The organism is Bacteroides sp. 11BF, assembly GCF_019633765.1.
Taxonomy (GTDB): Bacteria; Bacteroidota; Bacteroidia; order Bacteroidales; family Bacteroidaceae; genus Bacteroides; species Bacteroides hominis.
In genome coordinates, this window is the sequence record NZ_JAFKPJ010000001.1 from 11,456 (window position 1) to 24,368 (window position 12,913).

At 40.6% G+C, this 12,913-nt stretch carries 6 protein-coding genes; 1 reads left to right on the forward strand and 5 read right to left on the reverse strand.

The genetic code is table 11. The annotated features are described in order from the left end of the window. Positions 1–2: 2 nt before the first annotated feature. From JZY04_RS00050 to JZY04_RS00070, 5 genes are all read right to left on the reverse strand, one after another. The gene (locus JZY04_RS00050; protein WP_122143064.1) at positions 3–1,949 is read right to left on the reverse strand and encodes a heavy metal translocating P-type ATPase; all 1,947 of its coding nucleotides are present in this window, start codon (positions 1,947–1,949) and stop codon (positions 3–5) included. A 117-nt stretch (positions 1,950–2,066) separates the two neighbouring features. Continuing rightward, complete coding sequence (locus tag JZY04_RS00055; RefSeq protein WP_005809709.1) at positions 2,067–3,101, reverse strand: YeiH family protein; 1,035 nt, start codon at positions 3,099–3,101, stop codon at positions 2,067–2,069. A 225-nt stretch (positions 3,102–3,326) separates the two neighbouring features. Next, the gene (locus JZY04_RS00060) at positions 3,327–5,345 is read right to left on the reverse strand and encodes a RagB/SusD family nutrient uptake outer membrane protein (protein ID WP_032540691.1); all 2,019 of its coding nucleotides are present in this window, start codon (positions 5,343–5,345) and stop codon (positions 3,327–3,329) included. 12 nt (positions 5,346–5,357) lie between these two features. Further along, on the reverse strand, positions 5,358–8,651 hold the full coding sequence (locus JZY04_RS00065; RefSeq protein ID WP_181996456.1) for a TonB-dependent receptor: 3,294 nt from the start codon (positions 8,649–8,651) through the stop codon (positions 5,358–5,360). 121 nt (positions 8,652–8,772) lie between these two features. Then, complete coding sequence (locus JZY04_RS00070) at positions 8,773–11,529, reverse strand: sugar-binding domain-containing protein (protein ID WP_122143013.1); 2,757 nt, start codon at positions 11,527–11,529, stop codon at positions 8,773–8,775. A gap of 246 nt (positions 11,530–11,775) precedes the next feature. On the opposite strand from JZY04_RS00070, the gene JZY04_RS00075 reads away from it, so the two are divergent. Continuing rightward, positions 11,776–12,657, forward strand: coding sequence for an AraC family transcriptional regulator (locus tag JZY04_RS00075; protein ID WP_122143066.1), 882 nt, complete (start codon positions 11,776–11,778; stop codon positions 12,655–12,657). Positions 12,658–12,913 lie beyond the last annotated feature (256 nt).

Here is a 12,913-nt window from a genome sequence, read left to right on the forward strand (position 1 = left end):
TCTCATTTAATCATTTTCTGTATACGAATAGCATTCACTATGGCAATCAATGTCACACCTACGTCTGCGAAAACTGCTTCCCATAAAGTTGCAATACCACTTGCTCCCAATACCATTACCAGCAATTTTACTCCAAATGCCAGCGATACATTCTGCCAGATGATGCGGCGCGTACAACGTCCGACCTTTATGGCAGTCGCCACTTTCGAAGGTTGATCTGTCTGGATAACCACGTCTGCGGTTTCAATAGCGGCATCACTTCCTAACCCTCCCATCGCAATACCTACATCACTTAAGGCAAGTACCGGAGCATCATTCATTCCGTCACCGACAAAAGCAATCCGGTTATCTTTGTTTTCCTTCAGCTTTTCCATATGCTCTACCTTTCCTTCCGGTAGCAGATCACCATACGCCCGGGTAAGTCCCAGTTTGTTTGCAAAAATGCTAACAATACTCTGTTTATCACCTGACAAAATCTGAATATTCTTAATATTTAACTCTTTAAGTGATCTGACAGTATCTGCTGCATCGTCCTTTAACACATCGGACAATGTAATGTAACCTATATATTTATTTCCGACAGCACATACGACTGTTGTTTCCGTTATCGAAAGAATATACGCCGGAAACTCAATGGAATATTTCGACAACAATCTGGCGTTACCGACCAACACTTTTTCTCCATCAACCTCAGTCATTAACCCATAACCTGCAACCTCTTCTATATTCTCAGCAGCAGTAAGGCCAATCTTTTTCTTTTCGGCATAACTAACAATAGCTTTGGCTATCGGATGAGTACTATTTTTCTCAACGGAAGCTATTATATGTATCAGTTCTTCTTTTGAAACGCCTGGAATAACTTCACAGGATTCCACTTCAAAAACTCCTTTAGTCAGAGTACCTGTTTTATCAAATACGACTGTATTGACACGGGTTATGGCATCCAGATAATTTCCACCTTTGAACAAAATACCTAAACGGGAGGCTGCTCCAATTCCTCCGAAATATCCTAATGGAATACTGATAACCAATGCACACGGACATGAAATCACCAGAAAAACCAATGCCTTATACAGCCAATCATTAAAAACAAATCCGAATAACGGGTTTATGAATGAATAGATATATGGGATCAGCACAATCAAAAAGGCAAGGCCGATAACAATAGGGGTATATATACGGGCGAATTTTCTAATAAACAATTCGGCCGGTGCTTTACGTTCAGAAGCGTCCTCTACAAGTTCCAGAATACGAGCCAATGCGCTTTTATCAAAAGGCTTTGTCACCTTCATCCGGATCACTTTGTCTGTAACAATCATACCGGCAAGTACCTCCTCACCTTTGCGAATATCTCGTGGAACACTCTCTCCGGTAAGGGCCGCTGTGTTGAATGCTGCTATTTCGTTAAGCATAATTCCATCCAACGGTACACGTTCACCGGCTTTTATTTCGATAATTTCGTTTATAAAGACTGACTTCGGATTGACTGTAACGATCTCGTTCCCTCTCACTACCATTGCCTTTTCGGGTCTGACATCCAACAAGGCACTGATATTACGTTTAGCCTTGTCTATTGCTCGATCCTGAAATAATTCACCAACTGAATAGAACAACATGACAGCAACTCCTTCGGGATATTCCCCGATATAAAAAGCGCCTAATGTTGCGACTGACATCAACGTAAACTCACTGAAGTAATCTTTCTGGAGAATACTGTCCCATGCTTCTTTTATCACAGGTAAGCCGACAGGCAGATAGGCCAATACATACCAAACCAAAGAAACTGTATTTTCCTTGAAAAAAGCAATATCCAGTTGATTCATTATACCGCCTGCTACCAACATCACCAATGAAAGCATTACTTTCCAATATTCGCCTATGAAGCCATTTGCTTCCTGGCAATTTCTGACCTGCATATTTGCATTCGTTTCACATTTGCATTGTCCCATAATCATGTTTATTATTAGGTTTATGATACAAAGGTAGCGGATTGCAGGTGCAACAAAGTTGCAGAAACTCAACCGGAAAAGTTTCGAAGGCATTTCGGAATCCGGGAAGGTACTTTTTTACATCAAAACAGGTGCAAGGAATTTAACCAGAAAATATCCTCCGGCAATCAGCCATAGATACAACAGGGAAGCAAGTATAAATGGTTTGGCACCAGCTTTTTTGAATTTGTCAATGCTGGTTTCGGCTCCCAATGCAGTCATCGCCATGGTAAGCAAAAAAGTATCCAGATTATTGATGAAAGTGATCAACCCTTGTGGCAGTAAATCAAAAGAATTAAAACCGATAACTGCCAGAAAACCGATGGCAAACCATGGAATGGATATGTCTTTCATGCGGCCGCCTTGTCCGCCTGTTTTCACTGCTGCCCTGGATACCATGAAACTGGTGATCAACAGTACCGGAACCAGCATCATTACGCGGATCATTTTCACGATAATGGCAACATCGGAAATTTCTTTTCCCATCGCATTTCCCGCACCTACCGTATGTGCAACTTCGTGTAACGTAGCACCGGTAAAGATTCCCATTTCGTTGGGCGACAACATAAAAGTTCCGTTTCTATATAATATAGGATAGATAAACATTGACAGAGTACCAAAAATAACTACGGTGGACACAGCTACCGCAGTTTTGTATGGCTTGGTCTGGATGGTCGATTCAGCCCCTAAAATAGCGGCTGCACCACAAATGCCGCTACCAATGGAAGTCAGTAGTGCGACCCCACGGTCCATCTTAAGCATACGTCCAATTAAGATACCTCCGAGAATAGTTGTAGCTACTACAATGGCATCGATAAATATGGCAGGTAGCCCCACTGCCAGCACATCCTGAAAAGTCAATTTAAAACCATAAAGAATAATGCCTATCCGTAAGATACGTTTTGAGCAGAACTGAATACCCGGTACCCATGTTTCCGGAAGATTGTTTCTGAGGCTATTGGCATATAGCATACCTAAAATAATACCTACGATCATCGGACTGAAAGAGAGTCTTTTTATGAACTCCATGTCGCCTATGTAAAAGGCTGCACATGAAAACAGGGCTATTAACAATACCCCGTGAAGCATACTGTTTCTTTTTTCGCTTAACATAAATGAATTTATTTATAGTGTTTTTATTAGTACACCACAAAGTAAGCACTTTAAATCGGGACGCAAGCAATTAAAAAATTTATACCCCATAACTTATCGTTATTTCTGTTCTTGAAAATATGTTCCGGTTTTGTTATTATAAAAAAGCCCCATCCAAAGTATAATCTATACGCTTGGGATGGAGCTTGATTTTAGGAAAAGTCAGTCAGACTGATCACTATCCTTTTATTTTTCTGCAGGCATTGCCGGTGTTGTGGGCCAATATGGATTTTGGTACAGTGGAGATAAATGGACGGATGTATGGTCAGAAGCCGTCAACAGGAATTGTTTAATTGGCAATGGTTGTAAATAATGGGCCATATGCCAGGTATAACCATCCTTATATAAATTTTCGGATCCCATATTTTTCTGATAAGGCCGGAGATACTCACTTAAACTGGCATTTGAGACATTTGCCGATGAACTACCGTCAGCAACCAACTGATCGACATACCACTGTTCCATCGGAGTGTTCCAAAGATGGAATCCTTCCACATGATATGGTTCTGTAATCATTTGATCCAATGATCTCCAACGTATCAAATCCATCCAACGCAAACCTTCCGCCATCAATTCACTACGACGTTCACGACGAATATTATACAACACAGGGTCAGTCAGCAATGCTCCGGCGGAATAAGCTCCCCAATCTAACTTTTCTTTAGTCATATCTGTCGCATCAATGGTCACTTGTGGATCAATAGCTGCGCCTTTGAAGCCCGCTGCTGTACGAATCGTTTTCCAATATTCCAATATTTTTCCAGAAGTGATATTGCGCGTCAACTGATATTCAGCTTCTATATAGTTCAATAGAGCCTCTGTGGCACGAAATACGATTGATCCGGTATAACCTTCATAATTACCACAAAGCTTTTTATCAAAAGTACCGCCTTTTCGAAGAGCATAACCTGTGCTATAGCCTTTCTCGGCATTAGTCGATAAGATGACCGGATAGGGCTCATTCTCCACACCCATATTTTCTTCTGCATCCATATTCTTAAATAAGTTTTTCTGATTTGGTTCTTTTAAGAATATGTACAAACGAGGATCGGCATTTTTCCTAACCAATGCCAGCGTCTCATCATTATAAGAAAAACCGTCATGCGAAGCATAGCTGGGCTTACCATCCTTCATTACGAAACCTTCAACCATGCTGCGGGTCAAGCCAATGCCATGATTTCCGTGCTGAACAGGAACTTCCACCTGGTTCATAACACCTAACCCTTTACTATATTCACGCCACAATAAAACATCCGTATATCCGGACATGTCGATGTTGCCGAACATACTAAAATAAGGATTATCAGGATCTGATTCCGATTGAGGCACTAATCCCGTATTTGAGGTCAAGTGTCCTTTGTACTTATCAGCGATGATTTCCGCATTCTTTGCCGCTACTGTAAAAAAGTAGGTGATTTCATTATCAATATTGCCGGAAGGATATTCGTAATTCGCATTATAATCTTTAGCTTTACCGGGCCAGCCTTCGCCGTTCGGAACAAAAGCAGTACCTTTAAAATAGTTCAGCCACGAACCTTCGAACAATGCTACGCGTGATTTCAGCAAAATAGCTACATCTGGTGACAATCGGTTATGGCGATCATCAAAATTATCACTCATATATATTTGTGCGCTATCCAAATCTGTGAGAATAAAACGAGCCACTTCGTTACGTGGGCTGCGCTTGTTGGCTGCCACCAGAATCGCTTCGTTATCGGGCATAGCTTCTTTCAATATGGGTAAATCGCCCCATTGTTGAAGCATACTGAAATATCTGTAAGCACGGAAAAAGTAAATCTCACCAATATATTGACGAATGTTACGGTCTGAACCGGCGATTTCGTTTTTATTGTAATAATTGAGTATCGTATTCAAAGAATAATTGATACTACGAATATTATCCCACGACCAGTTACTATTGGTCTGACCTACTTTCCATTGATCTGTTGCGTATTTGCCGTCCGCAGAAAAGGTAGCTTGATTATCTGTATGGTTGTCATATCCAAATGTACCATAACCTCCGCTATGAGAGGGCAATATGTCGGCGTATAGCTGATTAGCTATACTCTGAACCTGGTTTTCATCCTGATAGTAGTCTTCAGGAACAACGTAAGAAGGTGGTTGCTTATCTAAAAAATCTTCACACGCAACAACTGAAGTAGCCAGTACGGCTACAGCTAAAAATTGTAAAATATTGAGTTTCATAATTGTTCTCCATTAAAATGTTACACTTAATCCGCATGACAGAGTTCTTGATAAAGGATAGCCATTGCCTCCTGAACCACCGGAAATTGTTTCTGGGTCAAACTGGTCAACCAGACTTGTTCCAGTCCACAAATTTTCTCCGGAGAAATAAATGCGTAAATTTTGAACTCCATACCGGGCAGTTAACTTTGTAGGAAATGTATATCCTAACTGTAGATTTTTCAAACGAATATAAGCCGCATTCTGCAAATAGCGAGTTTGAGTCTGTAAATTCTTATTACTATACAATGGGCGAGGTAAATACGAATTAAGATTAGGACTCTGATAGCCCTCCTGAACCGACCATGTGTTATCGTTACGGAAGTAATCATCTACACCTTCAAGACCGGTAGAATGCCACATTCCACTACTGGTTGCACCAAACATGTAGGCGCTTCCCTGCCAGTAATCACGTTTCATGACTCCTTGGAAAAACATACGAAGATCGAAACCTTTCCAAGTAGCATTTAGATCGAGGCCAAACAGATAGCGAGGAGTTGTATTACCTATTACAGTCCAGTCTCCGGTATCATTCAATGTTCCCGAACCACCTGAAATCTTGCCATCGCCGTTTAGATCAGCATACATAATGTCGCCTGCTTTCCAATCAGATCCTAACGCGTTCTGTCCACCATTGGGCATTGTTGCCAAATGAGCCTGCATCTCTTCATCGGTTTTAGCGAGACCAACTGTCTTATATCCCCAGATTTCATTGATATAACGTCCTTCAATATACGTACTGACTGCTTGAGTTGGATTATTCGGGTATCGCGTGATTTTCGTACGGGCATCCGAGATATTAAATTTCGCGCCATAGGTAAAGTCATTTTCTAACCGGTCATTCCAACCAATCGTAAGTTCCCATCCGGAGGTTCTCAAGTCCGTATTATTCGTAACCGGTACCGCTGTTCCTAATAGAGCCGGTAGCTCGGGAGCATTACCAACCATGTCTTTTGTGTCACGGATATACCACTCGAATGTTCCCGTCAAGCGGTTATTTAATATTCCCCAATCCAATCCTAAATTATAACTCTCAATTGTTTCCCAAGTCAATGCGGCTGAAACGAGACCCGGAGCGGAAGCGGTGTTCGGCTTACTTCCGTTCATTAACCATCCACCATTCGAAGAACCCACTGACATTGTCTGGAAAGTCTGATACCAGTTCGTTGTATTCTGATTTCCCAATAAACCATAGGAGGCACGAAGCTTAAGTACATCGATCGTATTATTCAAAGGCTCGAAAAAGTTTTCACGTGCGATATTCCATCCTAAAGAGAAAGAGGGGAACGTTTTCCACTGGTTTCCTTTGCGGAAACGTGAAGTGCCATCTGCACGCAGATTTGCTTCTAAAAGATATTTACTGTTATAACTATAATTGACACGCCCGAAAAAACCTGCTGTGGCCCATTCATTACGAGATCCGTTAACAGAAGGGGTAACCGGATTTCCATCGTAATCCAGACCGTTAGTCAAGTCTACCTGGGGTTTATTCGGAAACATGATGCCATTACGTGTCAGTCCGAATTGAGTTTGTTTCAGGTTCTCAGCCTGAAAGCCACCCATCACATGAAAATCATGCTTTTGGTTGAACAGATGAGTGTATTCTGTATATACGTTGAAATTATAATAATTTTCTTTATACTGACTCTCATGTACATTCGACGATTTGTCACACGCATAGGCATTGCCATTGGCGTCATGATTATAAAGCACTTGCTTATTCCAGTTGTTATTAGCCGATTTTATACGATAATTAAAATCTACGTGAGTAATCCAATTCTTTATCGGTTCAAGGGTGAAGCTCACCTGATGGTATACATTGTCCGTCTGAGTCTGATCGACTCCTCCTTCTTCCAATCCTAGTAGGGGGGAGGGGGCATAAAAATAGTAACCGTTTGGGTCGTACATAGGTAAAATAGGCCATCCTTGACGTGCCATATCCCTATACAGATCACTGGTCATTGTTGCCGGCCGCTTGTAATCTTCCCTGGTAAATCGCATCGTATAATCAAACTTCAGCCATTTAGTCAATTCGGAAGCAATCTTTGCGGTGCCATTATAACGTGATAATCCCTCTTCCCCCAAATTCATAAAACCACCTTGATCCAGATAACTGAATGAAGCGTAATAATTCAGCTTTTTGGTTCCTCCGCTGGCATTAAAGTTATGCTCTTGTGAGAAGGTCCACTTCTTGAAGATCATATCATAATAATCAATATCATCTATCCCGTTATCGTAACCATCTTGCCAATATCCATCATTCCCGGCTGCAATAGAGTTTAAGATCGTTCCATCCTCGGTTATACGTTGCGCAGGTCCATAAGGTTTGGCATTGTGATAGGCAACAATCTTTTTCATACGATCATTGTTGATGTAGATTCCACCTCCCCCATTGGTGTTGGTATCATTGATCCAACTGGCAAAATCAACCGAATTCATCATATGGTTCATATTAATGGGGTTTCCCCAGCGGAAACTATTATTATAGTTTACCTGGGTTTTGCCTTCCGTGTTTCCTGATTTGGTTGTGATCAAGATTACACCGAATGGTGCACGTGAACCATATATTGATGATGCAGCCGCATCCTTCAAAACAGAAATATTGGCAATGTCCTGAGGATTAATGGAATTAAGATCACCTTCCATTCCATCAACTAAAACCAAAGGTTCACCGCTGGTTCCCTGTCCGATAGTGGTAGTACCGCGCACATTTACACTTGGTTTATCTTCCAGGCTACCGTTCGTCTGTGTGATTCGTAGTCCCGGAACCATACCTTGCAATGCTTGTGCCGCATTTGTCACCGGACGTTCTTTCAACTCTTTGGCTGAAACAACGCTGACGGACCCTGTCAGGTTTACCTTTTTCTGGGTACCGAATCCCACAACCACGACTTCATCCAAAACCTCCGAATCTTCTTTCAAAGTAATATTATACGATTTTCCCAGAGACGTTTTTATTTCCTGAGACTTATAGCCGATATATGAAATTACGACTATCACACCATCCGGGACAGACAGAGAAAAGTCCCCCTCTAAATTTGTCACGACTCCATTAGTGGTTCCCTTTTCTACGACGCTGGCTCCAATAACCGGCTCTCCATTGGCGTCCGTCACTTTGCCGGAAATTGTATTTTTCCGCTGAAAAGCCTCTTTTACTACATCATTAGGCTTGCCCGATGTTGCAAAGACGGCCGAGGGAGCAAACCCGGCAGACAGCAATAAAGCTAATAGTAACTTACAATTGTTTTTCACTTTCATGTTTTTCATGTTTTTAATTTTTCTATAAAATTAACGTTAACTAAATTAATGTCATTGAATTAAGTATATCAAGTTTGGCCAAAAATGATTATATCTCCGAATCTAACGCAGTTTCTTTCTTCTATACGGGTTATTTCGAATTCTTATCGAACATGTCTTTTATTTCCTCAAAGTTTTCAATGATTGTAGGATCGAAATCTGTGCTATTCATGTATTTCAGTAATGAAACAAGCATTTGTTTTGCTACCGGTCTGTTCTCTAAATCAGATTGCAAATCGAAAGTGGCTAATACCAATTTGCCTCCACGCACTTTGCCTTCATACAAAGAAGCTAGACGGCGATTATTAGTAAAGTTATCGACCATTTCTACAATGGGAGTTCCTCCCTGTATACTATCTGTTATCATGGTTTTGGAGTTCTTATTTAAATCCCACCATTGCCAATCGGTGTGCATGTCTGTCGGAAAATCAGCCAATGCTTTATGAGCCGGATTACATAATACTCCCATTGTCCCGGCCTGATTCGGAAAATGTACCGGGCTCCAGAATACAGGTACGAATTTGCCTTCGATACCTTTCATCTTTTTCCAATCCGGATTGAAAAGGACTTTTTGCCCTTCATTCAGCCATGCCATGGCCTGATCATAATTACGGGTATATTTCACATTACCCCATTCTACTTTTTCTCCTTCAGGATAAACCCATATGTTCCATCTATTTACATAATCTGTTCCGATTACTTTTACACACACTTCCAGTTTTGAAGCATTCTGTATGTCTGTCAAGGGCACCGATATCTCACCCAATTTTCCATTATAACCAAATTTCAATTCTCCTACTTGTATTTCACCATGCTTTACAGAACGTCCTTTATCCAGAATATCCCAATGCAGTGTTTTGTTTGTCAGAATATCGTTTCCGTAATTGCATAACTCAATCTCAGCTTGAAACACTTCATTGTTTTTATATACTGCTTTAGGAAAGCGCAATAACGGTACCACCGGTGAACAAAACTCCCGGAAGGCTTTACCGTCGATAATTCCTTTACTTTCCCAGAAGGCGTTCAATAGTCCGACGAGTGCTGTCCCTTGTCCCGGAAAGTCATGTAAATCAAGTAATTGAAAACCACTGATTCCATCAGTTTTCAATGCACGCTCAATTTCTTCTTTATATAAGATTGCGGCTAACTTTCCGGAAGCCATTAAATAATCGGGTGCTTTATCAAGTAATTTCTTTTTTTCAAGATCATTCTTCACAGCCATAAAATTTAAGGGTTTCAGAACTCCGGTATATTTGGAAATCTCGGTTAAATCTGGATAAACCGAATATTGTCCTATTTCGTGCGTAATCAGAGGGACCTGTATACCTGCAACCGACTCACTGTAATCTTTATCGAATGTAGGGGATAGTTGATTGAAAACTCCCTGTCCGCGTACCCAGCCTTTATTGGTCCACTGCGTGACAAAGAAATCATCGTTTGATTCCGGCCATCCGCCATGTCCGCCTTCGAACGTAAACGAAGTTGTTACGTATAAGTGTCTGTTATCCTTTGCTTTCAATTCGTCTAACATTGCAGACAGAATGGTGAAATCTCCCTGTAATTCGTTTCCCAGGCTCCAAAGGCAAAAAGAGGGGTGATTGCCGTAATTTTTGATAATCCGGTCTGCTTCTTCTCTTAAAAAGCGTACGGCACTTGAATCCTGCCCAATTGTAAGTACCCATGCAGGAAGTTCAACCTGTAAATAAAATCCCATTTCATCTGCTGCTTCAAAAGCTGCTTCGGGAGGGCACCAGGAATGAAAACGGAGATGATTCAGCCCATATTCTTTGGCTGCGGCATATACTTTTTGCCAGCCTTCTTTATTCATTGGAGGAGTTCCGGTTAATGGGAATATGCAACACTCCAATGTACCTCTTAAGAACAAAGGTTTATTGTTCATCAACATTTTATCACCGTTTGTTTCCAATTGGCGCATACCGAAATCTTCTTTTATTTCTGAAACTCTTCCATTGGCCTCCAATGTGACCGTAGCCTGATACATTTCAGGAGTAAATTCATTCCATAATATCGGGTTATCTCCCATGTTGTAAAGCAACTCAACCGATGAGGTTCCGGCTTTCACATCCATCTTTTTTACCTGCTCTTCAAGTTGTTGAGAGCCGTTTCTTGCAGATACTTTCATTGAAAGCAATGCATGTTCTGCGGCAGGTGTATTGTTTGAAAACGAAATAACGGCTTTTACCTGTTTGTTTTTTACATCGGGATATAGTTGTACGCTTTCTAAACGTATTTTTTCCATGGCCCGGACAGTCATATCTCCTAAAATACCATTCCATTTAATTTGTGTATGATCTGTATATGCATGTGCCATACCATTGGAGATATCATAACGCTTGCGATTATCGACGCGTATGGTCAGAATATGCTTTTTACCGCATGTCATATAAGGAGTCAGATTGTAGCGGTGTGGCGTGCTTAAGCTTTCTTCATGTCCTTCGACTTTCTTATTATCTACCCAAACCTGAGTATCCCACAAGGTTCGTTCCAAATCCAGAAACAGCTCTTTATCATTCCATTGGGCAGGGACCGAGATCTCTCTTGAGTACCATGCAACTCCTACGTAATTGTGCAAACGTGTGAGATATAATAACTGGGGTTTTGACAGTGCAGGTTCCAAGGCATTGGGGGTTCCAAGTCCGGCATCGTCAGTTGTACCCGGTAACTGCATGGACGTTTCAAACAGGTTGCCTTGCCATGATTCTTTTATTCCAACATCTGTACTGTCCAGCCTGACAGTCCACTCTCCGGAAATATCCAACTGTTTCTTTTCAGAAGAACATGATGTCGACAGAATAATGATCAATAAAGAAAATAGTAGTTTTTTCATATTATTACATTTTAAATATTACAAATAGCTGATCTTTCAACATTGCAAAATAGCTAAGAAAATATAACCTTGAAAATGTAAGAAAGGACTGTTATGATGTATAAAATCTCTAATTTTAAGTGATTATATCATTGATTATATTTAGAAATATCCTAATAACCAGTGTTTTTAGATTAATTCAATAAAAAGAGTCGAAAAATATCTCGTTTTATAATAAAGATGTATATTTGCAAAAAGAGTGTAACTATGGAACGCAAAAAAGAAGGATTTACCAATCAAAGAGCGATTGTTCTTCCTGAAGCTATAAAAAAAATATTGGTCGGTAACGAGCTGACTAATTTGTTGTATGTAACGGATATCGGGTATTATCCACATGCCACCGGACACTATCGAGCCAGAAGATATGGTTCGCAACAGCACATTCTTATATATTGCACTGAGGGAGAGGGCTGGTATAGCATTCACGGTCAAAGACAGAAAGTATGCAAAGACCAATTCTTCATTATCGAAGCGGGCTTACCACACATTTACGCCGCTTCAGAAAACAGTCCATGGAGTATATATTGGTTGCATTTCACTGGAGAAAAAAGTCATTTGTTTAATTCATTCTACAACAAACTGCATAAAATAGATGAATCTCCCAACGCACGTATTAAAGATCGGATGCAGTTGTTCGAAGAAATTTACCAGAATCTGGAAATGGGATATAGTATTGAAAACCTGGAATACACTACACTGTGCCTGTGGCATTTTATAGCTTCCTTCAAGTTTGTTTCACAGTTTAGGGAAATTAACCGGGCCAAACAAGGAGATGTCACTCAGGAAGCGATCAGTTATATGAGAAAGAATATCGAAAAGAAACTCTCACTGGATGATATAGCCGGCAGTGTCAACTACTCATCTTCGCATTTCGGACAAGTGTTTTTAAAGAAGTCCGGATACACTCCTTTAAATTACTTCAATCAATTGAAAATACAAAAGGCCTGTCAGTTACTTGATTTTTCAGACTTGAAAATAAAAGAAATAGCAGAACAACTTGGCTTTTATGATCAATACCATTTCTCTAAAGTATTCTATAAGCAGGTAGGCGAGACGCCAAGCAGTTACAAAAAAAGGAATAAAGGATAAAAAAAGAAAATGCAAAAGTACAGCTGATAAATGTAGGAAAGTAGTACTTAAAGTTTGTTTATAAGGCAAATTGAGTGTATCTTAGCAGGCAAGATGTATATCTTAGCGGCCAAGATGCAAATCTTAGCCGCTAAGATGCACATCTTGCGACGCAAGATGAACTTATCGCCTAAGGGAGGCCATTTACTGAAGTAGCCGGAGCGACTTTGTCCGGCATACTTGGCAAGTTTTTACCTTTACTTCCGACAAGCCCACT

Coding starts and splice junctions, on each gene's coding strand:
- JZY04_RS00050 (WP_122143064.1), bottom strand. CDS start 1,949: ATGGGACAATGCAAATGTGAAACGAATGCAAATATGCAGGTCAGAAAT.
- JZY04_RS00055 (WP_005809709.1), bottom strand. CDS start 3,101: ATGTTAAGCGAAAAAAGAAACAGTATGCTTCACGGGGTATTGTTAATA.
- JZY04_RS00060 (WP_032540691.1), bottom strand. CDS start 5,345: ATGAAACTCAATATTTTACAATTTTTAGCTGTAGCCGTACTGGCTACT.
- JZY04_RS00065 (WP_181996456.1), bottom strand. CDS start 8,651: ATGAAAAACATGAAAGTGAAAAACAATTGTAAGTTACTATTAGCTTTA.
- JZY04_RS00070 (WP_122143013.1), bottom strand. CDS start 11,529: ATGAAAAAACTACTATTTTCTTTATTGATCATTATTCTGTCGACATCA.
- JZY04_RS00075 (WP_122143066.1), top strand. CDS start 11,776: ATGGAACGCAAAAAAGAAGGATTTACCAATCAAAGAGCGATTGTTCTT.